The sequence below is a fragment of the Mycobacterium sp. RTGN6 genome (genome assembly GCF_033804605.1).
Classification (GTDB): Bacteria; Actinomycetota; Actinomycetes; order Mycobacteriales; family Mycobacteriaceae; genus Mycobacterium.
In genome coordinates, this window is sequence record NZ_JAPZKZ010000006.1 from 198,398 (window position 1) to 222,743 (window position 24,346).

21 protein-coding genes are annotated in these 24,346 nt (G+C 64.1%); 18 read left to right on the top strand and 3 right to left on the bottom strand.

Annotated elements, in window-relative coordinates:
* Positions 1-285: 285 nt before the first annotated feature.
* The 6 genes from SLQ33_RS16435 to SLQ33_RS16460 all read left to right on the top strand — a co-directional run bounded on the left by SLQ33_RS16435 (position 286) and on the right by SLQ33_RS16460 (position 7,780).
* A complete protein-coding gene (locus tag SLQ33_RS16435; protein WP_319454924.1) occupies positions 286-1,632 on the top strand; it encodes a nucleotide sugar dehydrogenase in 1,347 nt (448 codons plus the stop codon).
* Positions 1,626-2,651 (top strand): glycosyltransferase family 2 protein, encoded by a 1,026-nt coding sequence (locus SLQ33_RS16440; RefSeq protein WP_319454925.1) that lies wholly within the window; start codon positions 1,626-1,628, stop codon positions 2,649-2,651. Before SLQ33_RS16435 ends, SLQ33_RS16440 begins: the two co-directional genes overlap by 7 nt.
* Positions 2,648-4,177 (top strand): oligosaccharide flippase family protein, encoded by a 1,530-nt coding sequence (locus tag SLQ33_RS16445; RefSeq protein WP_319454926.1) that lies wholly within the window; start codon positions 2,648-2,650, stop codon positions 4,175-4,177. The genes SLQ33_RS16440 and SLQ33_RS16445 overlap by 4 nt, the downstream gene beginning before the upstream one ends.
* Positions 4,174-5,349, top strand: coding sequence for a glycosyltransferase family 4 protein (locus SLQ33_RS16450; RefSeq protein WP_319454927.1), 1,176 nt, complete (start codon positions 4,174-4,176; stop codon positions 5,347-5,349). The genes SLQ33_RS16445 and SLQ33_RS16450 overlap by 4 nt, the downstream gene beginning before the upstream one ends.
* A 14-nt stretch (positions 5,350-5,363) precedes the next feature.
* Positions 5,364-6,407: an NAD-dependent epimerase/dehydratase family protein gene (locus SLQ33_RS16455; protein WP_319454928.1), complete on the top strand. Its 1,044-nt coding sequence runs from the start codon at positions 5,364-5,366 to the stop codon at positions 6,405-6,407.
* A 68-nt stretch (positions 6,408-6,475) separates the two neighbouring features.
* Positions 6,476-7,780: a putative glycoside hydrolase gene (locus SLQ33_RS16460; protein ID WP_319454929.1), complete on the top strand. Its 1,305-nt coding sequence runs from the start codon at positions 6,476-6,478 to the stop codon at positions 7,778-7,780.
* Between the two features lie 10 nt (positions 7,781-7,790).
* On the opposite strand, the gene SLQ33_RS16465 is transcribed toward SLQ33_RS16460, so the two are convergent.
* Positions 7,791-9,848 (bottom strand): alginate lyase family protein, encoded by a 2,058-nt coding sequence (locus SLQ33_RS16465; RefSeq protein ID WP_319454930.1) that lies wholly within the window; start codon positions 9,846-9,848, stop codon positions 7,791-7,793.
* A gap of 748 nt (positions 9,849-10,596) precedes the next feature.
* Between SLQ33_RS16465 and SLQ33_RS16470 the strand changes: the two genes are divergently transcribed.
* A complete protein-coding gene (locus SLQ33_RS16470) occupies positions 10,597-11,349 on the top strand; it encodes a hypothetical protein (RefSeq protein ID WP_319454931.1) in 753 nt (250 codons plus the stop codon).
* Between the two features lie 65 nt (positions 11,350-11,414).
* Here the strand turns inward: SLQ33_RS16470 and SLQ33_RS16475 are convergent, their stop codons facing one another.
* The gene (locus SLQ33_RS16475) at positions 11,415-11,912 is read right to left on the bottom strand and encodes a hypothetical protein (RefSeq protein ID WP_319454932.1); all 498 of its coding nucleotides are present in this window, start codon (positions 11,910-11,912) and stop codon (positions 11,415-11,417) included.
* Between the two features lie 533 nt (positions 11,913-12,445).
* On the opposite strand from SLQ33_RS16475, the gene SLQ33_RS16480 reads away from it, so the two are divergent.
* The 3 genes from SLQ33_RS16480 (at position 12,446) to SLQ33_RS16490 (ending at position 15,159) form a co-directional block, all read left to right on the top strand.
* Positions 12,446-13,498 (top strand): hypothetical protein, encoded by a 1,053-nt coding sequence (locus SLQ33_RS16480; RefSeq protein ID WP_319454933.1) that lies wholly within the window; start codon positions 12,446-12,448, stop codon positions 13,496-13,498.
* An 18-nt stretch (positions 13,499-13,516) separates the two neighbouring features.
* The gene (locus SLQ33_RS16485; protein ID WP_319454934.1) at positions 13,517-14,254 is read left to right on the top strand and encodes a hypothetical protein; all 738 of its coding nucleotides are present in this window, start codon (positions 13,517-13,519) and stop codon (positions 14,252-14,254) included.
* Between the two features lie 80 nt (positions 14,255-14,334).
* Positions 14,335-15,159: a hypothetical protein gene (locus SLQ33_RS16490; RefSeq protein WP_319454935.1), complete on the top strand. Its 825-nt coding sequence runs from the start codon at positions 14,335-14,337 to the stop codon at positions 15,157-15,159.
* Between the two features lie 3 nt (positions 15,160-15,162).
* Here SLQ33_RS16490 and SLQ33_RS16495 read toward each other — a convergent pair whose 3' ends face one another.
* Positions 15,163-16,071: an MPT63 family protein gene (locus SLQ33_RS16495; protein ID WP_319454936.1), complete on the bottom strand. Its 909-nt coding sequence runs from the start codon at positions 16,069-16,071 to the stop codon at positions 15,163-15,165.
* Positions 16,072-16,712: 641 nt separating this feature from the next.
* Here SLQ33_RS16495 and SLQ33_RS16500 point away from each other — a divergent pair.
* The 8 genes from SLQ33_RS16500 to SLQ33_RS16535 all read left to right on the top strand — a co-directional run bounded on the left by SLQ33_RS16500 (position 16,713) and on the right by SLQ33_RS16535 (position 24,333).
* Positions 16,713-17,390 carry a response regulator transcription factor gene (locus SLQ33_RS16500; protein ID WP_319454937.1) on the top strand — a complete coding sequence of 226 codons (678 nt, stop codon included), beginning with the start codon at positions 16,713-16,715 and terminating at the stop codon, positions 17,388-17,390.
* Between the two features lie 321 nt (positions 17,391-17,711).
* Entirely contained in the window at positions 17,712-18,746 is a 1,035-nt protein-coding gene (locus SLQ33_RS16505; protein WP_319454938.1) for a glycosyltransferase family 2 protein, read from the top strand.
* 78 nt (positions 18,747-18,824) lie between these two features.
* Positions 18,825-19,298 carry a PASTA domain-containing protein gene (locus SLQ33_RS16510; RefSeq protein ID WP_319454939.1) on the top strand — a complete coding sequence of 158 codons (474 nt, stop codon included), beginning with the start codon at positions 18,825-18,827 and terminating at the stop codon, positions 19,296-19,298.
* 71 nt (positions 19,299-19,369) lie between these two features.
* Positions 19,370-20,689: a UDP-glucose/GDP-mannose dehydrogenase family protein gene (locus SLQ33_RS16515; protein WP_319454940.1), complete on the top strand. Its 1,320-nt coding sequence runs from the start codon at positions 19,370-19,372 to the stop codon at positions 20,687-20,689.
* Entirely contained in the window at positions 20,689-21,699 is a 1,011-nt protein-coding gene (locus SLQ33_RS16520) for an NAD-dependent epimerase/dehydratase family protein (protein ID WP_319454941.1), read from the top strand. Before SLQ33_RS16515 ends, SLQ33_RS16520 begins: the two co-directional genes overlap by 1 nt.
* A 245-nt stretch (positions 21,700-21,944) precedes the next feature.
* Entirely contained in the window at positions 21,945-22,274 is a 330-nt protein-coding gene (locus SLQ33_RS16525; RefSeq protein WP_319454942.1) for a hypothetical protein, read from the top strand.
* A complete protein-coding gene (locus SLQ33_RS16530; RefSeq protein ID WP_319454943.1) occupies positions 22,271-23,335 on the top strand; it encodes an HTTM domain-containing protein in 1,065 nt (354 codons plus the stop codon). Before SLQ33_RS16525 ends, SLQ33_RS16530 begins: the two co-directional genes overlap by 4 nt.
* The gene (locus SLQ33_RS16535) at positions 23,335-24,333 is read left to right on the top strand and encodes a glycosyltransferase family 2 protein (RefSeq protein ID WP_319454944.1); all 999 of its coding nucleotides are present in this window, start codon (positions 23,335-23,337) and stop codon (positions 24,331-24,333) included. The genes SLQ33_RS16530 and SLQ33_RS16535 overlap by 1 nt, the downstream gene beginning before the upstream one ends.
* Positions 24,334-24,346 lie beyond the last annotated feature (13 nt).

The following is a 24,346-nucleotide window of genomic DNA, read 5'->3' on the forward strand; positions in this document are numbered from 1 at the left end:
GCCGCGCCGCGACTCTTTGGCACGGAGTTGGTTCTTGCCAGGCTCCCCACCTAGGCCCCGCCGTCTGGATGTCCAGGCCTCTCCCTCGGCTCGGTAGGCCGTTGGGGGACAGAAGAACTAGTCCCATGGACCATTGGAATTGGATCTTGGGGTCTATGTACGGTAGCTCGCCGAGATCCGATAGTTGATTGGTGCCGTTCGGATTAGCTCATCACGCGCCTTGGTGGTCGCTGGCGAACGCTGCGGTGTGCAATCAATTGGGGGGATGATGAGTGGAGCCTGCTCGTGACGAGCAACTCGGGTGCGGCAGTGAGTGTGTTCGGCCTCGGCTACGTCGGTTGCGTCTCTGCAGCATGTCTGGCGGCGCGTGGCAATCGCGTCATCGGAGTTGACGTCAATGCCGAAAAGCTGGAGAGCATTGGGCGAGGCCAATCGCCGGTGGTCGAAGAGCGCATCGGGGAGTTGATTGCCGAAGTCGTCGCATCAGGCGCTCTGACCGTGTCGACCGACGTGAGCGCCGCGGTGCTGCACACCGACATATCACTGGTCTGTGTCGGAACGCCGTCCGGTGCGGGCGGCAGGCTGTCGACGGTTTTCCTCGAGCAGGTCACCCGCGAAATCGGCACCGCCTTGGCCGACAAGGAGTCCTGGCACGTGGTGGTGTACCGCAGCACCATGGTCCCGGGAACGTGTGAGAGCCTGCTGATTCCGCTACTGGAATCCGCATCGGGGAAACACGCAGGAATCGACTTCGGGGTTTGCATCAACCCCGAGTTTCTTCGGGAGGGTTCCAGCGTACAAGACTTCCTTGATCCGCCGAAAACGGTTGTTGGACAGATGGAGTCTCGCAGTGGTGCCATGGTGATGGCCCTCTATGAGGGCCTGCCTGGCCCGCGATCGCGGGTCTCGGTCACCGTCGCGGAGATGACGAAGTACGTGGACAACTCCTTCCATGCGCTCAAGGTCGGCTACGCCAACGAGATCGGAGCGATCTGCGAGTCGCTGGGCCTGGACTCGTACGACGTCATGGACATCTTCCTCTCCGACACCAAGCTCAACATCAGTGCGGCGTATCTACGCCCCGGGTTCGCGTTCGGCGGCTCGTGCCTGCCGAAGGACGTTAGGGCGCTCACGCATGTCGCGCGCCGTAACGACATCGATGTTCCGCTGTTGTCAAACCTCCTGCCGTCCAATGAATCGCATCTACGCCGCGTCGTCGACTTGGTGATCTCACACGGTCGGCATCGGGTCGGGATACTCGGCCTGGCGTTCAAACCGGGCACTGACGACCTACGGGAGAGCCCGATGGTCGAGCTCGCAGAGCGGTTGGCAGGCAAGGGCTTCCACGTGAAGATCCATGACACGAACGTCAAACTGTCGCGATTGGTGGGGGCGAACCGCACGTACATCGGCGAACAGCTCCCGCACATCGGCAAGATGCTCATCGACGACATCGACGAGGTCATCGAGCACAGCGAGGTCATCGTTGTCGGGACGCGAGACCCGGCCGTGCTCGACGCAATCGACGCGATCGACGAAGCGGATGAGAGCAGACACATCATCGACCTCATCCGGGTGCCCAAGGCAAGCGCGATGCGCCCCCACCCGAATTATCAAGGAATCGCGTGGTAGTCCCGTCGCCGCCATTCATCAGCTTCCTGGTGACCGCATACCAAACCGAGCACATCGTGGGCGAGACGATCCAGTCGGTGTTGGCTCAGACGCGTGCGGACTGGGAGCTGATCGTCGTCGACAACGGCAACTCCGATGAGATGGCTCGTGTCGTCGAGTCGTTCAGCGACCCGCGAATCACACTGCTGCGCCAAGAGAACAACGGCCTCCGAGGCGGTGTCACCGCCGCGTCCGACGTCGCGACCGGCCGCTACGTGTGCGTGCTGAGTAGCGACGACCTGATGGAACCTGAATTCTGCGATCGGGTCTACGAACTCGTCGCCGCGGAACCGCGGATCGATGCCGTCGCGTGCGACGCCGAAATGTTCCACAGCCGGGAGAGCCGAATACCGTCGAAGGGCTGGTTCTCCTCGATCGGCTGGGATTCAGTGCCCGCCCCGTCGCACTCGGTCTCGCTTCTCGAGCTGCTCGAGGATGGACTGCCGCTCTACATCGGCGCGTTCCGGCGGGAAGTGTGGGACGCACACTCCGGATATGACCCCGCGACCCAGGACGTCGAACCCGACATCGAACTCTGGCTGAAGATGGCCGCCGCTGGTCGCGACATTCGTGTCCTGCGTGACCGGCTCGCAAGGGTCCGGCAGCGGCCCGACTCGGAGTCGAGGGACCCGTCGAACGTCGAAGAGTTCGAGAGCCGATTTCAGCGAGCCTTTCTGTCGGTTTGCAAGTACTACCCGATCTCCGAAGAGGCGGTGTTGAGCGGACGAGTGATGCGCAGGCTGCGGTACCACCAGGCGCTTCGCAGAGCACGGTGGGCGCTGCTCGACGGTGACGTCAGGAGCGCTCGCGCGGCGGCCCTCGACGCCTACCACGTCCGGCGCACCCCGCACGCGGCCGCGATCAACGTGGGGATGCTGATCAGCCCGAGAATGCTGCGGGCGATCCATCCGGCGAAGAATCACGCGCAGTCGGCCCTCTCCCGAATCCGGTTCCGCGTCGAGGCCCGTCGCGCGTCATGACCACGCCTGAGTCGGCTCCGGGCGCCAGTGGCCTCAGCGTCGTAGTCAAGCGCGGAGTAGCACTCTCGGCGTCCGGTGTCGTCATCGTGCAGGTGATCTCGATCGCGCAGACACTGGTGCTCGGCCGGATTCTGGGCCCAGCGGAGGTCGGGGTGTATGCGGCCGGTTCGGTGCTCATGGGTTTCGTGATGATCGTGGTGGAAGGCACGCTGTCGCAAGCGCTCATCCAACGCGAGCACGACATCGAGGATGCGGCCACCACCGCGTTCGTGGCGACGGTGGCGAGCGGCCTGTTGCTCGCGCTTGCGGCACTCGCGATCGCGCCGCTCATCGGCGCGCTATTCCACAGCCATCGGGTCGGGCTGATCGCCGCCGCAAGCTCGGGATTGATGCTGCTGCATTCCTTCTCGACGGTGCCGGACGCCATGATGCAGCGCGCATTTCAGTTCACTCGACGCATCATCATCGGCCCGGTGATGTGTACCACCTTCGCGGTCGTTGCGATCGCGTTCGCCGCCATGGGGTTCGGTGCCTGGGCAATGGTGATCGGTTCCTACGCGTCGATGACCGTGTGGGTCACGCTGAGTTGGTCGCTGTCGCATTGGCGGCCCTTTCAGGGTCGCGTTTCGTTCCGGCTGTGGCGCGAAATGGCCAGGTTCTCCTTTCCGGTGGCCGCCGAGGGGCTCGCCGAACGGGTGCGAGAGTCATTGGAAGCCCTCATCGTCGGGCGCGTGCTCGGGACCGCGTCGCTGGGACAGTTCCGGTACGCGTTCCGCATCGGTTCGCTGCCCGCCGGCGCCATCATCCAGAGCTGCTCTTTCGTGCTCTTCCCGGCCTTCTCCCGCATCTCTGGCGACCAGCAGCGCCTTCGGCACGCGTTCCTGCGCGCCCTCGGCTGGCTGTGGTTCGCCGCGCTCCCCATCGCCGCCATCATGATTCTTGAGGGCGAGCAGATCGTGGTGCTGCTCCTCGGCGAGGAGTGGCGACCTGCGGGCGTCGCGACCGAGGCGATGTCCGGTTTGGGGCTGGGCCTTGCCCTGTTGTCGGTCACCGCAGAAGCAATCAAGGGCGCGGGCAGATCGGCGCTGCTGATGTGGCTGGCCGCCATACATCTGGTCGTCGGGTTGCCGATGGTGCTGCTTCTGCTTCCGTATGGACTTGTCGGAGTCGCAATTGCACTGTCCGTCACCCATCTCGTGCTCGGAGCCGTCAGCGTCGTGTTGGCCCGACCGATCGTCGGTGTGTCGTACCGCGAGATCGGTGCGTGCCTTGCCCCCTCGATGCTGGCGGCGTTGATCGCATTTGGCGTCGTGCTGCCGCTCAAGTTCTTCCTCTTCAGGACGGGCGACCTATCGCTACTGAGGGGTTCGGTCTCGATCATCGCGCTCTCCCTTGCATTCTCGGCGATGTATCTGGCGATGACCAGGGTGCTGTCGCCGGCTCGCTACCACGAGCTCCGCCACTTCATCGGCCGTGTGCTGAGCTCCGTCGCGCACCGGCGCGAGGCGAAGGCGGACGCGCCATGAAGGTCCTGATGATCGCGGCGTATCCGCTGGAGCCAGGCGTCGTCAACGGCGGAATCGAGTCGGTGACGAGCACGCTGGTGCCCGCCCTGGCGGCGCGCGACGACGTCGACAGCGTCACCGTGCTGCGCTTCCACCACGGCGAAGCGACGACGGACTATCGGCGCGAGGGCCCCAAGGTCGAGGTGTACTACCTCCGCGGACAGGACCGATTGCGCACGCTCACCGGTTCATTCTTCGATGTCCGCAAGGCTAGGGCAGTCGTCGCACAGCTTGACCCCGATGTCGTACACGGCCAGGAGATCGGGTGGATTGGCGACATCGCGACGCGGTGCAGCCCCCGCTCGGTAGTGACCGTGCACGGCCTGCCCCACGTCGAGATCCGGCTGTCGGCAAACAACAGTCTTCGGGACAAGTTGCGGATTAGGCCGATCGAGCTGATGGTGGGGCGGGTGCTACGCCGGGCCCGGGTTGTCATATCGATATCGAGTTACGACAGAAGGAAGCTCTGCGGGCTGATCCATGGCACCACGGTGAGCATCGCCAATCCAACGGCCCCCGAGTTCTTCTCGCTCGCACCATCGGTGCTCACCGCGCCGCAACTACTCTTCGCCGGAGTCCTTTCGCCGCGCAAAGACGTGGTGGGACTGGTGAATGCGTTTGCCCACGTGCAGGAGTCGGTACCTGCGGCGCGACTGGTCATCGTGGGACCTCAACCGGATCAGACCTACGCACGGCATGTCCTCGAGCGGGTCACCGCACTGGGATTGGACTCCAACGTCGACATGGTCGGGCTCGTCGACAACGACAGACTCCGCGATGAGCTCGCGGCGGCGCGCGCGGTTGTGATGTTCTCCCGCGAGGAGACGGCTCCGACGATCATCGCGCAGGCGATGGCCGCTGGGAAACCGGTCGTGGCGTCACGCGTCGGAGGCATACCGGAGCTGGTGGCCGATGGTGAGACCGGATTCCTGGTAGATCCGGAAGACGAAGACGCATTGGCACTGCGGATGAAGCAGCTTCTCGACGACCAGGAGCTGTGCCTGCGGATGGGTTTGCGCGGGCACGAGCGTGCCCTGCAACGGTTCGCCCCGGAAGCGGTGGCGGCACGGACGGTCGAGGCATACCGAGCTGCCATCGACGCAAGCCCGCGAGACCTTTCCCTGACAAGCTAGTTGAGGAGTGCGACGTGCCCGAGCCGAGCGGTTCATTCGACTGGACGAACAAATCAGTACTCGTCACGGGAGGTGCCGGATTCATCGGCTCCCACTTGGTGGAATTGCTCGTCGAAGCGGGCGCGACGGTGACCGTATGGGACACGCTGACATCGGGTCGGCGTGACAACCTCGCCGCGGTCTTCGATTCGATCACACTGACGAAAACCGATGTCTGCGTCGCAGATTGGCGGGGCTACCTTGCTGAACACACCACCGACGTGATCTTCCATTTCGCGGCCAACGCGTACGTGCCGCCGTCGGTCGAATCGCCCTCGTTCGACTACGAGACCAACTTCGCCCCGACGTTTCGGTTGCTGGAGTGCCTGAGACAAACGCAATGGCCCGGACGCATGGTCTTCGCGTCCTCCGCGGCCGTGTACGGAAATCCCGTTCGGGTACCCATCCGCGAGGAGGATCCGACCGTCCCCATCTCACCGTACGGAGCTGGAAAGCTCGCTGCCGAACGGTATCTCGCCGTCTTCGCCCGGCTGTACGGGCTCAAGCTCGCGTCTGTGCGGTTCTTCTCAGCCTACGGCCCGCGGCAACGCAAACAGGTGATCTTCGACCTGCTGACGAAGCTGAGCAACGACCACCGCCAACTGCTCATCCACGGCGACGGTACGCAGGTTCGCGACTTCCTTTACGTCAAGGACGCGGCGTTGTCGGCGATGGCCGTCGCCGCGGAAGCCGAACTGAGTGGTGAGGCGTACAACGTAGGCGCCGGTCGCGAATACACGATCGCGATGGTGGTCAAGTCGCTGTGCGACCTGACGGGGTTGAACCCAGAACTGCGCTACACGGGCACCAACAGGCCAGGCGACCCCGAGAGTCTGGTCGTGGACATCGCGAAGCTGGAATTGCTCGGGTACAAGCCCCGATTCGAGTTTGAGGAAGGTCTCGCAGCCGTGCTGCAGTGGTTCGAAGAGCTCACCGGAGAAACATGGACGGAGTCCAATACGACTGGCCACGAAGGGGATTCAAACACGACTGCCCCACAGTGGTTTCCGCTCAACTGACACAGCGAGCGGGTGGTCGGCCGGGCAATCGTCGGCCGACTCGATTGTCGTGCGCCCGGACTTGGTACGTGCGCCTGCTGGGTGTGTTGTCGGTGCTCATCCTGGCTGCGGGATGCGCCGGACCGCAGTCGGAGCCGAGCCCGACGTCGCGGACTGATCCGCCGCCGACGACAGTGCAGGGGACGGGCCTGACGTATCCCAGAACAGCCGCAGTCTATCTTGCGCAGGACGCGCTCCCGTCCATAGAGGAGCTCGCGCGCTACGACGTCGTGGCGCTGGACAACGATTGGGCGAACCGGATGCCGCGGTCCTTCTTCGATGAGCTGCGACGAAGGAATCCGCGCCTCACACTGCTCGCCTACGTCGACGTGGTCGACTCGATGCGGGAGTCGGGTTCGTACGATTACTGGCGGAATGCCTACCAACTCTGGCAGATATCGCACTCGGATCCCTCGACTAACACCTTTCCGGATCAATGGCTGGCGCGCACCGCCAACGGCGATCCGGTGCACGAATGGGAGGACCGGGTGATGACCAATCTCACCGACCAGGCGCCGCGCGTCGATGGCCAGCTGTTCGTCGAGTACGCCGTGGACTGGATCGTCAACACCGTGTGGCCGGCGGGAATCTGGGACGGCATCTTCCTGGATGTCTGGGGCGAGCGGATCTACACCGCCGACTCGGACCGATGGGACGTCAACCGAGACGGTATCGACGAGACCGACGACCAGATCTACGGTCCGGGCAACCCTCTGGATCGTGGGCTGACCATCGGCGAGAAGCGGTTGAGGGCAGCACTTCCCGATGCGATCGTCGTGGTGAACAGCGACCGCACGATCCGCGACCAGCTGCTCGACGGACGAGCCTTCGAGAGTTTCATGGACCCAGCCGCGGGTCGCGACGCCGATGCCGATCTGCGCGCCTACCTCGCTGCGGCGGCGAGCGACGACAAGCGCGCGCCAGGACTCACCCTGACGATCAACAAGAACACCATGGGGCCGGAAACGCCAGAAGCGCTACGGAATGCACGTTTCGAATTGGGCGCAACCCTTCTCCAAGACGGCTTTTGGGCACCCATGGGTCCGGACTACGGGACGTTGGCGTACTACGACGAGCTGGACGGCGATGGTCTTGGCCGCGGATACCTGGGCTACCCGCTGGTGGCCAACCCGACGTCACCGGAGAGGGGAGTGTTCCGACGCGACTTCGAACGGGGCATCGTCGTCGTGAACACCTCGGACGTTCCGGCGACGATTCCACTCGAACGGCCCTTCAAGAAGTTGAAGGGCCACCAGGATCCGGCTACCAACGATGGCAGCGAGGTCGACTCGGTGACCCTCGGTCCACGAGATGCCACCATCCTCCTGCGCTAGCAAGGTGACTTCAGGCCATTGTCACGGTGCCGAATCGCGTGGTGTCGATCGCGGCCCTGTTCCGCTGTCCGGCATCCGTCCAGGTGACGTCGATGGCTGCTCCGTGGTGGCGGACTTTGAGGTCGGCGACCCGGGCACGACCATTGGTGGGCTGGATGACCGTTGCGATGACGACGGGCAGTCCGGTCAGGCAGCGCGCACCGACAAGCCAAGCAGGAGTGCGTGACTCCAGCTGCTCCGACCACCAACCCAACGCAGTGGCAGTGTCTCCGCGGACCTGTTCGAACACGAGATCGACTGTGGCCGCGGTCATGAGCTGTGCGACCGGCGCTCCGTCACGCGTCAGTAGGTAACCGTCGTGCTCGGCGATCGCGTCCAGCGACGGATGCAATGGCCACGACGTTCTCACCAGGTGACGGCCGCCTCCGCACACCAGATCAACCACCAGGACGGCGGCACGCGAGGGTGGGGCTACCAACCACCTCCGGTGGATCACCGAATCGTGGAGGCGGCGATATCCGAGATGTTCGGCGTCGACCACCCCGGATTCGAGATCGATCCCATTGACCCGGACGCGAGCATGCGCGGTCCACAGAAACGGTCCTCCGGTGACCGATTGGTCTCGATCATCGACCTCGACCGTGGCGTGCGCTCGGGTGCTTCGGTGCGCCCGACGCCAGTCGGGGTGACCGAAATAGCTGCCAGCGCCGGGGTCGCCGATCACGTCCTGTCCGTCCACGCTGACCGTCACCGCGAGGGCGTCGGCATGGCCGTGCGCGGCGATCGAGAGATACCCGAGGGGCCCGACGTCCATGAGTGCCGTGCGACCCGCTCCCCGAAGCACGGCCAACCCACCGGCAGGGGCAAAGTGGTTGTTGCCCAACGTCTGCAGTGATGTTGCGGCGGGATCGGCTTGTCGATGACGACAGATCTCGGCCAGCCACTGGGCCGTCCACGTTCTTGCGTTGCCCTGTCGGGTGATCCGGCCGACCGTCATCGCGGCCGCGGCGTCCAAGTGGTCGCTGACGGTCCGGCGCGGCTCGGTCCCCAGGCGCAGCGCGAAGCCGTCGTCGTCGTCCCCGTAGCGTGGCTCCGGACCGGCTCGGCCGACCAGCGCTGCGAGATACCCCGCACTGCGCTCGATGGCATCGGTTATCCGTTTGGGAGCCTGGCCATCTCGCTCGATGAGCAGCGCTGCGACCACCATCAGCAGCTCCGATGAGAAGACCTGGTAGCCGACCGCCTGCTCGGCGCCCGCACCGTCCGAGAGGAGCTGAAGTTCGGCTTCCACGGCCAACTGCCCGAGCGCCCTACGTTCCCAGTCGGCAGCGTGTGGCAGCTCGGGAAGGAGTATCGCAACGACGGCGAGTCCGGCGAGTTCGCCGATCAGGTGGTTGTTCGCGGAGCTGAACCGCGACCGCTCCCTCCAGCACCGGTCGGCGCCTTCCGCGAGCAGCGCAACGGTGCGGCGATACAGGTCGGAGGTCAGGTCCGGGCTGTCACGAAAACCCTGCAATGCCAGTGCGATCGAAATCGATCGGACGCCGACCTCGAAGGCGTTGCGCCATGCAATACCCGACCCTGGAGGATTCTGGTCAATCCACGTACTGAGCTGGTGGAAGGCAGTCCTGCTATAGCGGTCGTCCCCGGTCAGTAGCCAGGCTTGGGCGAGCCAGGGCAGGTGCTGTAGTCGGTTGAGCTCCCAGATCCACTTCACGTCGCCGTCGAAGGTCCGGTATTCGATCTTCGACGACGCTGTCTGCGGCCACCGCACGCCGCGGATCGGATCGAAGTTCCAGTCGATCGGATCGGCAAGTTCGACTTCCTCGTAGCCGAAGTAGGTAAATCGAAGGCTCGCCACGCGGTCGGCCGCCGCGATGATCTCCCCGCTGGCCTCGGGCAGTGCCGAAGCGACTGCCCGCACCCGGTCCCTGGCGAGGAACACGGGCCGGTCAGCGGCGGCTCGAAAGTGTGCCAGCGCCGCATCCCAGTCGCACTCTTCGATGGTGGCGGCAACCCTCGTCTGGCCGCTGCGACGGCTCAACTTGCTGTTCAAAGTGCTCGTCACGCGCCAAGTCAGCTCTGGGGCACTCATCGATCGCAAACGGCGGAGATACCAGATAGCGTTTGCCATAACTCCCCTTGCCTGACGCTGCTCCAATGCTAAACCCAGGTGAGCATCTCGCGGCACTCCGAGGAGAAGCAGGAAATCTCCAGCAAAAGCGTGGGATTGTTGGGAGATGCCACCACCGGGGTCGCATGTGAGTTTGATGCATCGGGTGCGTCGTGCTGCGCCGCTTCGGGTTCCGTTGCGGTTGCAGTTGGCGAGGTTTGAGCGGGCTGATGCTGCGGCGATCAAGGCGATGCAGGAGCGTCGGTTGCGGGGGTTGGTGCGGTGGGCGGCGTTGCGTTCGCCGTTTTATCGGCGGTTCTTTCGGGAGTCGGGGGTGGATTTCCGGGAGATTCGTACGGTGGCCGATCTTGGGTTGTTGCCTTTGGTGTCGCGTAGTCATTTGGTGGCGCGGCCGTTGGATTTTTGTGCCTATCCGCCTGCGGTGATGTGGCAGGCGCATTCGAGTGGGACTTCGGGTGCGCCGGTGACGTGTTATCGGACGGCTGGTTCGTCGGTGTTCGAGTTGTGTGCGTTGGAGCGGCAGTGGTCGTGGTTTGGGTTGGGTCATGGGGTGCGGCGGATCGTGTTGCGGGGCAGTGATTTCGCGGCGGACGGTTCGGGGGTGTTGACCAAGGTGGTTCCTGGGGCTGGACAATTGTTGGTGTCGAGTTTTCATTTGGTGGCGGCCAATGTGGATTCGATCATGGCTGACGTTCGGGCGTTTGGGCCTGATGTGGTGGAGGGGTGGCCGTCGAGCATTGCGTTGTTGGCGGGGTTGTTGGATGAGCGTGGGTTGCGGTTTCCGGTGTCGGCGGTGATTACGTCTTCGGAGAGCATGACGGCGGCTCGGGTGGGGTTGATCGAGAAGGTGTTCGAGGCGCCGGTGGTCGATCACTATGGGCAGACCGAGCGGGTGGTGATGGCGGGGGCGTGTGAGCACGGTGGGTATCACGTGTTTCCCGATTACGGGATCGTGGAGTTGTTGCCGGTGGCTGGTGTGGCGTCGCGGTGGGAGTTGGTGGGTACGGGGTTGCACAACTGGGGTTTTCCGTTGTTGCGGTATCGCACTGGTGATGAGGTGGGTCCTGCTGGGTCGGGGCCGTGTGGGTGTGGGCGTTCGTTTCCGTTGTTGGGGCGTATTGGTGGGCGGGTGGAGGATTCGTTCACTGCTGCTGATGGTCGGCCGCTTCCGTTGCCGGGCAGTGTGGTTGATGATTTGGTGGGGGTCCGTGAGGCGCAGGTGGCGCAGTTGGGTTGGGGTTGTTTCGAGGTTCGGGTGGCGCCGGGGCCGGGGTTCGATGAGTTGGCGGTGGAGCGGGCGGTGCGGCGCAACGTCGATCGGTTGTTCGGGGTGGGTCAGCGGGTCAGCTTCAAGGTGATGGCGCGCATCCCCCGACCCACAGGCGGCAAACTCAAATCCGCCGTCGTCGAGGGAGACACCCAGACGGGCGAATAGCACAGCGCTGCAGGTAGTTTCACCACCTGCAGCGCTGTGCTGACGTAATCGGGTGCCGCTCGGGCCTAGAAGCCGAGCCGCAGGATTCCGACGCGGCCGTTGCCGACGTTGACGGCGCCCAGGTTCCCGCAGCCGACGTTGACGGCGCCCCCGTTTGCGCAGCCGATGTTGGCCAGGCCTACCTGCCCGGCGCCGATGTTTGCGATCCCCAGCTGCGTGGTGCCGATGTTGGCGATGCCCTGTTGGAACTGGCCGATGTTGAGGATGCCGGTGTTCAGGTCGCCCAGGTTGGCGACGCCGGTGTTGCCGGAACCACCCAGCAGGCCGTTGGCCACGCCGCTGTTGGCGGCGCCCGGCATCAGCAGGTTGTTGGCGATACCGGTGTTGCCGAAACCGCCATTGAGGATGCCGGAGTTGCCCGTGCCGCTGTTGAGCAGCCCGTTGTTGCCCGGCGTGAAGTTGAGCCCACTATCGGCGGACGACGCGCCCGCGCCCATCAAGGCGATGGCGCCGGCACCGATGAGGGAACTACCAAGGATGAGACAAGAGCGGATCGACGGCACAGCGAACCCCTTTGCTAGTTGGTACTACATGGAGTTCTGAAGCTAGCCCTGTGCGTGAAGGGTGTCAATGAATCCAGCAAACAATGTGCGCTCGATTTCGCGATGTCGACCCAACCGGCCCTACGCAATGGTGGCGAAGAGATGTGAGCGGGAGGGGCAAGTGTTCGCCTATCTATCAGCTAAAGCTCCACCTGCGTAAATATTGAATATGGCCGTTGTTCCGCGAACATGCCATCGAATGAGTAGCAAAATCGGTGCATGATTGACGAGATCGTCCGTAGACGCGGTACGCATGTTTCCAGCTAGATTGCACTCGTAGCGGGGCAAACATTTGCATAGGCAACGAGCGACGCTGGAAGGTACGAGCTACCACGGTCCGACCGGGTTTCGCCACGGTTGCCGCCCGAGTGTGCGCCCGCCGAGGGACTTTGCGCCCGTCGCTCATTTAGTGCGCACCTGCCTGCCGAGCCGACGGTAATGTCAATCGAGGTAGCTGAACGATGTGCCCGGGGCTTGGCGAAGGGGAGGGTGTCGTGGGTCTTCAGCGCGACGTCAGTCCGTATGGATCGCAGACCGTGACGGGTCCGGGCTGGCCGAATGTCGAGGAGGAACAGCTCGCCGAGGCCGCGGCCCAGTACGAGGCCTTCGCCGCCAAGCTGACGGGGTCGGTGGTGCCTCAGCAGACGAGTCAGCTGACGAGCATGACGGGCGAATGGCTGGGCGGCGGCGGGGTGGCGGCTGCCGGAGAGGCCACCCAGATCATCGGCGGCCACGAGGCCAACGCGGCTCAGGCCGCAGCCATCGCGCTCAAGTTGCACGCCATGGAGGCGGCGGTAATTCAGACCAAGACCGCGGTTAATGCCACGGCGATGGAAGTGCAAACCGAATGCATGGCGATCCAGGCGATGCCGGTCAACAACACCGCCGAACTGATCCAGAGCCGCATCAAGATGGGCCTGTCGCAGAACATCGCGCTCGTCAACGCCGGCGCCGCCGAAGTGGCCAACGCCACGGGATCGCCCCCCACCATGCCCAATCCCGGCACCTCTCCGGGTTCCCAGCAGGCGATGCAGATGATGGGACAGATGGCGGGCATGGCGGCGCAGCTTCCGGGCCAACTCATGGGCATGGTCACTCAGGCGCCGCAGCAGCTCATGCAACCGCTTCAACAGTTGGCGCAGCCCCTGCAGTCGCTCACGTCGATGTTCGGCGGCAAGGGCAGCGGGGCCGGCGCGGGCGCGTCGCCCTTCGCGGCGTTCTCCAACCACCCGTTGGCCGGTGGCTCGGGCGCGGGCGGCGGCGCGGGCCTGGTGAAGGCCGCGTCCGTACCCGGTGCGGGCGGCAGTCCCGCGCAGACCCCGATGATGGCGAAGCTGGTGGGCACCTCGCCGGTAGCGGTCGGGATGCCGGCGGGTGCCAGCAGTGCGGCGGTCGGTGGAATGGCCCCGGTGGCCGCAGGCGGCGGGATGGGCGGCCCAGCCATGATGGGCCAGCGCGGCGAGGGCAATGGCGGCGCCACCGCGTCGCTCTCCCCTCCGCCGCCGCTGGAATACGACCTCGACGAAGGTGTCGAAGATGACTGGTGAACAAGGAGGTGGACGCTGATGGCCATGGACCCGTTTCAGAAACCTGAGGGCATTTCGTGGAGCGCCGCGCCTGTGGAGCTGCCACCGATGCCGACGATCACGCCCGGCGAGGATGGAATGAGCATGACCATCGCCGCGGTGCTGCCGACGTTGCACACGCCGTTGGCGACCAGCGTGGCGGCGCTGTCGACGAAGGAGAACATGTTCTCGGGCAAGGTCGGCGAGGCCCAAGGGGCGTATGAGAACGCCGACGACCAAGGCGGCCAGTCGGTCGGGCAGCTGTCGAGCATGCTCGGCCAGGTCGGCCAGATGGCGCAGCAGGCGGGCGGCGCCGCCGGGGGCGCGGGCGGTGGGTCGAGCGTCTTCGGCTCACTCATGGAGCAGGCCATGAAGGCGGCCCAGAGCGCAGGCGGGTCGCAGAGCGGCAGTTCGCAGGAGGGCTCGGCCGGACAACAGGCCGCGCGTGGGATGGCGCCCGCGGGCCAACCAGCCGCCGGCCAGGGCCCGGCCGGGGCGAGCCCTGCCGCTGCCGGTCCGCAGGAGCAGCGCGACCAGGCCGAAGCGCCCGCCCACGAACCCCCCGCCGAGCACGACGACCGTGAGGAACGCGACGCCAAGCAGCACCAGGCTCCGGCCGAGAAGCCACTCGTCGAAGCCGCCGGGCCGGGCGGCGGCAAACACGATGTGGGCCCGGCGCCCGTCGCTCCGCCCGAGTCCCATCGCCGCGGCGACGACGACCTCGCCCGCAGGATGTAGCGCCTGGGCCGTCGCCCATTACCCTCGTTACCGATGCATGGGTGTTGTGTAGTGACAGTGAGTGATACGGGGGCGCGGGCATGACGACGCCCCCGCCGCCGTGGGAGGCCCACCCGCCGTTGCCGGAGGATGAATTCGCCACCGTCGATCCCGACGAGGACACCGGACCGGTACAGGTCGTCACGCAGGCGGACGCCGAGCGCGACGAACGGCCCCGTCCTAGCTACGGCCCGACGGGCTGGCAGGACGACTACCGATCGGTGCCACGGCCCGAGGACACCTTCGCAGGGCGGTTCACCGCGCCGCTGACGGTCGATCCGCGGACGGTGCCGGTGCGGCACAACGGGATTCATCCTGGACTCATCGCCGCCGCCGTGGCTGGGGTCGCGCTCGTCGCGCTCGCCGCCTGGCTCTTGTGGCCGGCGGGCGACACCGACGCGGCGGACTCCACGACCGCCGCACCCACGCCGACTGTGGATGCCGACGCGCTGGAGCGGCTGAAGGCAGTGCTACCACCCGGCTACTCCTCGGACGCCTGCACGCCCGCCGAAGCGGCGAAAGATGCTGTGGCCATGGTCAATTGCACTCAGAACGCCGATGTCGGTGGCCCACCGACGGCGACCTACACCCTGATGAAGGATGGCGACGCACTGAACATCGCGATGGACAACGTGGTGGCGCACGCCAAGATCGTCAACTGCCCTGGCAACATTCAGTCGCCGGGACCGTGGCGCCGCAACGCCACGCCGACGAAGGTCGCCGGGACGCTGGTCTGCGGGCTGCCGCACGGCAAGCCGTTGGTGGCGTGGACGAATGACGCGGAGCTGTTGCTCAGCGTGGTGAGGGCCGGCCCCGAAGGACCGACCCTCCACCAGCTGTACCAGTGGTGGTCAAACCACTCCTGACCGTCAGCGCGGCGGCGCGGGGACGATCGTCGTCGTTGTCGGCGCGGCCGGGTTGACGGGAGCGGCCGGGGTGCCCTGGCTGCCCTCCGGTGCCGGTGCTTCCTGCACGCTGGCTGGCTGAGGCGAACCCGCGGTGCTGCCGGCAGGCAGTGGGGTGCCCTGGCTGCCCGCGGGGACCGGCGCAACGGTCGGCGTGCCCGCAGGGAGCGGGGTGCCCTGGCTGCCGGTCGGAAGTGGTGCGCCCGGAACGCCTTCGGTGGCCGCGGCCCCTGGCACGCCCTCGGCGGCCGCGGGTGCGGCAGCGCCGGGAGTTGGGGTCGTCGTGGTCGGCGCGCCGGGAGTTGGCGTCGTCGAAGTCGTCGCGGTGGACGTCCCCGAGCCGGTACCGCTGCGCGGCGCCGGAGTCCACTTCGTGCCACCCTGACTGCTCGCAGGCGCTTGCACCCAGACGAGCAGATCCTGGCCGCCTGCGTTGTAGACGACGCTGTCGGGCGTGTCGCCCGTGACGTCGAAGTACACCTTGCCGGAGGTCTTCTCGCCTGGGGCGAGCGTCGCGGGGTTGATGCCCTGCGGCGTGGCGGCACCGAACAGCACGCGGTAGGTCTCGCCACTTCGGGCACGGGCGTTCAGGTTCGACACGATCGGGGTGACCCCGCCCTGCACGGCCTCATCGGCCGCGGTGGCCTCCCACAGCGTTCCGTAGACGGGGTGCGGAATGGCGTCGCTGCTTGGCTTGAGATTGCTGATGGTCCAGCCCTGCACCACGTTCCCCGCACTGTCGACGAGCTTGCCCTGGGAACCGAGCGTTTGCGTCGTTGCGTCCGCCACGGCGGTCGGTGCCCCGATGACGAAACCAATGGAGCCGGCTGCTGCAACGGCCGCAGTGGCTGCCAAGGTCTTGGTGAACTTCACGTGTCGTGCCCTCCTGTTTTTTTGACTGGCGGCATCCCCCGACGGGATGGTCACGTCAACCGAAACTAACAGGTCGGGAGGGGCTCTTGGACCGCCATTTTTGTCGGGCCCGATCGGTCCGCGGGCCAGTCCACAACGCTCGCAACGTCTGCGCAGCTTGCAAACTGACCGGGCGCCCCGGTCTTCCGAGTGCCGGGGCCGATGTGGCAAGAATCATGCCGGATTGAACTCCACGCTAGACCGGCACCAGCCGGATCAGATCGGTTTGCCGACCGGCTCGCGGAGTTCGCAGCCAACGCCGAACGAGCTCAGACCGTGTAGGACTGGCAACGACTCCGTGAGACATATTGGCCTCGGGTGTTTGATCCGCCGGTTGGCTCTGAGCAAATTAACGTACACATGCGTCAACGAGTCTTCCTGGCCGTGGTTCGCGCGACACGAAGTGCCATGCTAAGGCCTGCCTTACCTTTGTGATCAGAGCTAATGATGTTATGGCACGTTTGCCGAATAGGCCTGGGCGCCGGTCAAAGCACTCGGTCGCAAACACGGACGGCGACAGTTTGCGCAAAAGTCCACGGCCGTTGCAGCATGATGGTTCCATGACCCTTGGGTGGGGTTGTAGCTAACGGAGTGCTGGGGGAGTGTCAAGCGCAGGTGGAGATCAGTCGAACATCTCGATCGTCATCATTGACCGTCAAGATGTGGTGCACGCTGGCATTGAGGCGTGGCTGACGGGAAGCCAGCCACCGATCAAGATCGTCGGCAATTTCTCCGAACCCTCGGACTTCATTCGCCGGCACCCTGAGGCGACACCTGGCGCGGATGTCGTCCTGTTCGCGTTGCAATACGACGGCCACGGACCGCAGTTCGGTGCGCTTCGTCAGCTCTGCGCGGGCGGCCATCGAGTCATCGTGTACTCCCATCTCTCGACCGACGAGGTCATATTGACCAGTCTCGACGCCGGTGCGATGACATACGTGGCGAAGTCGGAGAACGGAAACCACTTGCGCGCAGCGATCCATGCCGCTCGCTCCGACACGCCGTACATTCCGCCCCGGATGGCCACGGCGCTGCTCAACGGCAACACGGCGGGCCGACCTCACCTGACGGACCGGGAGAAGGAAGTGCTCGTCGCGTGGTTCCAGACTGAGAACAAGGACTGCGTGGGCAAGAAGCTCTTCATCGAGCCGTCAACCGTGAGTACCCACCTCCAACGAGTGCGGGCGAAGTACGCAGCGGTCGGCAGACCCGCGCTGACAAAGGCGGCACTTGTCGCCAGAGCGATCCAGGACGGATTCCTCAGCGTTGACGACCTGTGAGTCGTGGCTGCCGGCTCTCTGCCCAGCCGCGGGCCTCTGCGGAATCAGTCGTTGGCGAGCGCAGTAACGCTGAAACACGGTCGGAAATGGGCTGGCGCGTCAATATGGGCAAACATCGCCGCTCCACGCTAGGAAACGAACTTGCTGTCATCCGAACGTATGAGTGGCTCGTCAACTCAACGTACTAATACGCAGTTAAACCCATGGAAATCACGATCGAAACGTACCAATAGTATGGCGTTGCAGGATACCGAGAGCTAACGTTTGGTCCCTAGTGAGTTCGATGGTAGCAAACTAGAGTTTCACGGGGGTGGTGGGGTGATGAATTGGCGTGGCAACGATGTGCTCGGTCAGCCGTCAGGCACGGACGTTCGGACGAACGGCGATGCGGGCGGCGGCATGATCGATGACGTCGTCCGATCAGATCGCGTGAGCTCAGCCCTTGAGCGAGGCCAACAGCCGCATCATTTGGCGCGGCCAACCGTGTCAGTTGTCATCCCGGGACTCAACGAAGAACGCAATCTGCCGCTGGTCGCAGCACACATGCCGGATGGCATCGACGAGATTGTTTTCGTGAATGGCGACTCGCAAGACAACACGGCGGAAGTCGCCCGCCAGCTATGGCCCAGCGGCGTGCATGTCCGCCAAACGCGAAGAGGTAAGGGCAATGCTCTCGCGTGTGGGTTCGCGGCGGCATCCGGCGACATCATCGTGATGATCGACGCCGACGGGAGCACCGATCCCGCCGAGATTCCCCGCTTCGTCGACGCACTGACCTCGGGTGCGGATTTCGCGAAAGGCTCCCGGTTCCTGCGGGGTGGAGGCAGCACCGACATCACGAGGTTCAGAAGCCTCGGAAACAGGCGCCTCAATGATCTGGTGAACGTCCTATTCGCGACGAACTACACCGACCTGTGCTACGGCTACAACGCATTCTGGCGGCGCTGCCTGGACGCAATGTACCTACCCGATGTGAACGCCACCGCACCGCAATGGGGTGACGGATTCGAGATCGAGACCTTGATAAATGTTCGGCTGGCGCTACGCGGGGTGAAGATCGTCGAAGTGGCGAGCTATGAGTCGAATCGCATCTATGGAAGAAGCAATCTGAACCCGATCGCCGACGGGTTGCGGATTCTGTCGACCATCGAGCGGGAGTTTCTTCACAAGGGCCAACATCCAAAGCGCTCGCGGTTAGTCGGCGCGCGCGCGAGTGCCTCGAATGCTGTGTCGTACTTGGTGAATGGTCGAAACGTCGGTGAGGTCTTTCCCTACAAGGGCAGCGACCACGGCCCTTTCCTCGCGTTTCCACACAGGCCTGTCCGACGGCGAAGGCCCGTGACGCGAACACCCTGATCGCTCTCCTCCGCAGCCCATTGCCAGATCTTGGTTGGGCTTCCACGAAGTGCTCGCAACGGGAGGTTTAGCCCAAACATGAAGAGTCTCAGTATCTTTGCCGCCAGTGTGGCTGGAATCATTGGCTGTGCTTCGATGGCCATGCTGAGCCTCGGCGTTGCGGCGGCCGCCCCCGATGTCGTCGGAAAGCAGTACTCCGACGCCAAGAGCGACTTCAGCTCCGCAAATCTGATACCCCACGTGGCCACGGTCGTCGGCGATCAGGTGCCACAAGACCGGTGCTACGTCGTCAGCACGTCGCAACCGACCTTCCTGGATCAGAACGGGACGTCAAGGGGCGACGTGATACTGGTGAACCTGAACTGCTATCCCAAGCCGGCTACGGCGAGTAACCCGGGCTTCTCGGCGGGCGACTTTTCGCCCGCCGCGAAGGCGATCCGGGCGACACAGGACCAACAAGCGAAGGAGTGGATGGGAACTCCCGATGGCCAAGAATGGTGCCATGAGGCGCTGATAGAGAATCCTGACTGGGGGTCCATTCCAGGATGCTGACGACTGAGCCGGGTCGTACGCGCCCTGGATGGCTGGACGACGACGCACCGCACCGCGACAAGCGAACTTCCTTGAGAGTTGCGGTGATTGGTGCTGGCTATTTGGGCACCACCCATGCCGCGTGCATGGCGCGAATTGGCCACCACGTGTTGGCCATCGACATCGACGCCGCCAAGGTGGCCAAGCTCCAATCTGGGGTGGTGCCCTTCTACGAGCCGGAGCTCGAGGATGCGGTACGGGATGGCCTTGGCGCGGGACGCCTCCGATTCAGCGCCTCTTTCGAGGAGGCCGCCGACTTTGCGGATGTGCACTTTCTCGCAGTCGGCACTCCGCAGAACAAGCGAAATTCTGGGGCCAACCTGTCCTTCGTCGATGCCGCAATCGACTCGCTATGCCCGTACTTGGAGCGACCGACGCTGATCGTCGGCAAATCGACGGTCCCGGTGGGGACGGCCCAGCGGTTGGCGGAACGGGCGCGCGCAATCGCTCCGGTCGGTGACGCGGTCGAGTTGGCGTGGAACCCCGAGTTTCTACGCGAGGGGTTCGCGGTACAGGACACGCTTCATCCCAATCGGATCGTCGTTGGAGTCGAAGACCGCGAGGAAGCTCGGTCAGCGGAAACCCTGAGGGAGTTGTATGCCCCGCTGTTGGACGGCAATGTTCCCTTCCTGATCACAGATCTGGCGACCGCCGAACTGGTGAAGGTCGCCGCGAACGCATTTCTCGCCACGAAGATTTCGTTCATCAACGCCTTCGCTGAAGTATGCGAAGCGACGTCTGCCGACATCACCGCGCTCGCCGATGCGATCGGCTACGACCAACGCATTGGACGTCGATTCCTCGACGCGGGGCTGGGCTTCGGAGGCGGATGTCTCCCGAAAGACCTGCGGGCGTTGGTAACACGATCCGGTGAGCTGGGTGTCGGCCGCTCGTTCAGATTTCTGCGTGAAGTCGACGGCGTCAACAAGAGGCAGCGCGGTCGCGTCGTAGGCATCGCTCGAGAAGAGTGCGGATCGCTCGTCGGGGCCAGAGTGGGGATTCTCGGCTCGGCGTTCAAACCGAACACCGATGACATTCGCGACTCACCAGCGCTGGACGTGGCCGATCAAATCCAACGGGCGGGCGCCAATGTGACCGTGTACGACCCTATGGCCATGGACAATTCGCGGAAAGCCTTCCCCACGCTCAACTACGCGTTCTCGAGCGTCGACGCGTGTGCCGGCGCCGACGTGGTGCTAGTGCTCACCGAGTGGGACGAATTCCAGGAAATGCGGCCAGGAGAACTTGCCGCCGTTGCGCGATCGAAGCGCATCATCGATGCGCGCAACTGCCTCGATCCACACGTATGGCGCACTGCGGGTTGGACGTACCGCGGCATAGGGCGGCCCTGATGGCGCGGATTCTCGTCACCGGAGGAGCCGGATTTCTTGGCTCGCACCTATGCGATCTGCTGATCGACCGTGGCGACACCGTCGTTTGTCTTGACGACCTGTCGACTGGGCGCCTCACCAATCTCGAACAGCTCTGCTCGTCACGACGGTTCTCGTTCATCGAGGCAAGCGTGTTGGCACCGCTCAACATTGGGGGCAGCTTTGACGGCGTCATTCACCTCGCCTGTCCCGCATCGCCGCCCGAATATCTACAGCGGCCTGTCTTTACGCTGCGGACCGGTGCGGAGGGAACACGGAACGTGCTCGAATTCGCGGGTGCGAAGTCGGCGCGTTTCATCCTCGCATCGACCAGTGAAATCTACGGCGAGCCGCTGATTCACCCCCAATCAGAAGACTATTGGGGCAACGTCAATCCCGTCGGCCCGCGAAGCGTGTACGACGAGGCGAAGCGTTATGCCGAGGCGTTGACGACCGCCTACCGCACCTCGTGTGACGCGGACACCGGCATCGTGCGCATCTTCAACACGTACGGTCCGCGAATGCGCTCGGACGACGGACGGGTGGTGTCGAGCTTCATCCACCAGGCGCTGTGCCGCGCACCGTTGACCGTGTTCGGGGACGGTAGCCAAACCCGAAGTCTGTGCTACGTGGATGACCTGGTTCGCGGCATCGCGGCGATGCTCGACTCTCGTGAGCACGGACCGATCAATCTTGGCAATCCGGTGGAACTCACCGTTCGCCAGATCGCGGAACTGGTGCGCGAATTGGTCGGCTCAGCCTCGAGAATCGAGTTGCACCCGTTACCGCAAGACGATCCGACCCGACGACGGCCCGATATCACCAGGGCTCGCGAGCGGCTGGGTTGGAGCCCGCACGTGCCCGTGCAGGTGGGGATCGCTCGTACTATCGACATGGCACGCTGCGAGTTTCGACAACCTCCAGCCCGTCCCGCGGCGAGCACGCGGGTGGGGTGCGAGGCAATCGCGCTCGACAAGGTTGAGCTGACGTGATCCCCCAGCCGCCGCAATCGGTAACTATCCGGACCTGTCGGCGGCCCGCACCCGCGGACGGGTCACCTACAGCTTCGTCTCGCCGTTCCATAGTTCTCGGCTGGGTAGTGCTAGGTCTCATCGCTGCAGTTCTTGCCCTTCAAGCCGCCTGGTCCGTCTTTGCGTCGTCGGAGCCATACCCCGCCCTCACGCAACCGCCGTTCCAGCCTGTCCCTGGTGCCGACGGAACTATTTCCGACCAGACCATGTCTCTCTCGGTCGTTCTCGCGGATGGTTCGTCTGTGGCGCTAAATTTGCCGACGACCAAGACGGAGATGAAGCGCTCAAAGGATGTTCTTTTCGCAGAGAGCTGGAATCAGGGAATCCACGTCGTCGAAGCGATCGCTTCACATCCTGAACTCGATCGGCGATCCCGGGAACAACTGCGAGCGGAAATCAGCAAGTTCGTGCCGACCGGAAACATTTCATATCTCAGGATCGACACTCAGCTGCGCGAGTACCAGGTCAAAGAGAACCGTAGTTATCCGGTCTCGAGTATAGAGACAACCGTCATCGACCTCAGAGATGTCGGATGAAGCTGCTTAGTAGTCGACTCGACGGCTGGTTGTTGAATTCGCCAGTCTCGGGCCGAGACTTATCCGGGTTTCGAATCCTGTACGCGCTTTTCGTGCTGTTGACTATCTATCGCTCCGACTATGCTGCGTCTGTGCCGCAAGTGGCATTCGATCCTCCGCCTGGACCGTTTATGCTTCTGGTGTCCGCGCCGCCTCTATTCGCCATCTGGGCGATTCAGGCGGCGCTGTGTTTCGCCCTCGCGGCGCTCGCTATCGGCTGGCACACGAAGCTTGCCGCGGTAGCCGCAGCCGTGCTGCAAATAGTCATCTACGGCATCGGATACGGCTACGGGAAGATCGACCACACGATCCTTTTGCCCCTTGTGCCACTGCTGCTCTCGTTCTCGGCCTGGGGGTCTAGTTTCTCTGTCGATGCTCAGCGCAAAAGTCCCAACCTAGTGGGGCATTACTGGGCTCCGCGGTCCCTGGCGATCGCGTTGGGTGTGGCGATGCTGACAAGCGGTCTGTCGAAAGTGCTTGGCGGCTGGCTCTCTTGGGATTCGCAAGCGACGTATGGTTATGCGGTTATTCGGGCAGGTGCCCTTAGCGCACCGCTTTCGGGCACGGCAACATTACTGCCGACAGACTCGCCCGTTGTCTGGGAGTTTATGGACTACGCAACGGTGGTGTTGGAATGCTCAATAATTTTTGCCGCACTGTATTGGCGTGCCTTCTATGTGGCCATTGCCAGTCTCGGAGTATTCCACATAATTACGCTTGTTGTCCTTGGAATACTTTTTCCGTACAACCTTCTCGTCTACGCAGCTTTCATTCCGTGGTCTAAACTTGACTCGCTGATTTCGATGAGTCGTATCGATCGGTTCTCGTCAGTTCTCGCTTCAAGCACGGTGCTACGGACAGTAACTTGGGTGCTACTCGCATCTTCGGGGCTATTGGTGGCTTGGATCCGGCCCATTTGGTTCGTTCCCACGATCTATACCGTTGCGATCGTGATTGGTGCTGGCGTTGGGCTTGGGTACCTGGGAACACGAGCTTGGCGCGTGCGGTCGTTGGTCACCTGATGTTTGGACTCGATGCAACACCTCACAGCCACCGCGATTGGAGGGAAACGACGACGTCGTCCGGAAGCCTGCCGAGCGTCTCCGTCGTCGTGCCGACCTTCCGGCGTCGCGACCGGATCATGCGGGCGTTGGCTCCGCTACTAGACGATCCCCACGTCGACGAAGTCATCGTGGTCGTGGACGGATCCGACGACGGCACGCTCGAGCTCCTGCAGGACGTGGCGCGGACGCACGACCGATTGCGGCCGATCTGGCAGACCAACAGCGGGCCAGAGACGGCGCGCCAGACCGGACTCGACGCGGCGCGGTCCGAGGTCGTGCTGTTCCTCGACGACGACGTCATGGCCGACCCGGGCCTGGGCTTCGGACACGCCCGCGCACATGCGCAGACGCGGGGCGCCTTGGTTGTCGGCTACATGCCGACAGTCCGTCCGCAGCAACGCCGGCCGGGCAACTTCACCGCCACGCTGTACGCCGACGAGTACGAGCGATTCTGTGCGAGTTGGACCGCTGAGCCGGATTCGATCATCAACACGCTGTGGGGCGGTAACTACTCCATGCGCAGGGACGATGCCGTGCGTGTCGGGGTCAGTGGCACGCTCAACCTGGCCCGGGTCCAGGACCGCGAATTCGGGATGCGCTGCGCCGAAGCAGGACTGTCCGCGGTGTTCGACCGGACGCTGTCGGCGACGCACGAGCACGAGCGCGACCTCGCGGGCTACTTCCGCGAGTATCACATCATCGGCGACTCACGCAGGCGCCTGGGCGAGCTGTACCCCGCGCGGCTGGGAACCTTCGACCCCCGTGACGACCTGTCGGTTGCCCAGCGACTGCTCGTCGGGACGCTCGCAGCGCACGGGGTTCGCAAACTCAGCCGCGCGGTGCTGTACCACGGCTGTCGGCTCGCCGGGCGTCTGCACGTGTGGCCGGTGGAGCTGGCGCTGGGGCGCTTGCTGCGTCAGGTCGAGCTCATCCGCGGCTTCGAAGGTGACCGGTAAGCGCTCAGTGCGT

Coding starts and splice junctions, on each gene's coding strand:
- SLQ33_RS16445 (WP_319454926.1), top strand. CDS start 2,648: ATGACCACGCCTGAGTCGGCTCCGGGCGCCAGTGGCCTCAGCGTCGTA.
- SLQ33_RS16450 (WP_319454927.1), top strand. CDS start 4,174: ATGAAGGTCCTGATGATCGCGGCGTATCCGCTGGAGCCAGGCGTCGTC.
- SLQ33_RS16470 (WP_319454931.1), top strand. CDS start 10,597: ATGGCTGACGTTCGGGCGTTTGGGCCTGATGTGGTGGAGGGGTGGCCG.
- SLQ33_RS16485 (WP_319454934.1), top strand. CDS start 13,517: ATGGCCATGGACCCGTTTCAGAAACCTGAGGGCATTTCGTGGAGCGCC.
- SLQ33_RS16490 (WP_319454935.1), top strand. CDS start 14,335: ATGACGACGCCCCCGCCGCCGTGGGAGGCCCACCCGCCGTTGCCGGAG.
- SLQ33_RS16505 (WP_319454938.1), top strand. CDS start 17,712: ATGAATTGGCGTGGCAACGATGTGCTCGGTCAGCCGTCAGGCACGGAC.
- SLQ33_RS16510 (WP_319454939.1), top strand. CDS start 18,825: ATGAAGAGTCTCAGTATCTTTGCCGCCAGTGTGGCTGGAATCATTGGC.
- SLQ33_RS16520 (WP_319454941.1), top strand. CDS start 20,689: ATGGCGCGGATTCTCGTCACCGGAGGAGCCGGATTTCTTGGCTCGCAC.
- SLQ33_RS16525 (WP_319454942.1), top strand. CDS start 21,945: ATGTCTCTCTCGGTCGTTCTCGCGGATGGTTCGTCTGTGGCGCTAAAT.
- SLQ33_RS16530 (WP_319454943.1), top strand. CDS start 22,271: ATGAAGCTGCTTAGTAGTCGACTCGACGGCTGGTTGTTGAATTCGCCA.
- SLQ33_RS16535 (WP_319454944.1), top strand. CDS start 23,335: ATGTTTGGACTCGATGCAACACCTCACAGCCACCGCGATTGGAGGGAA.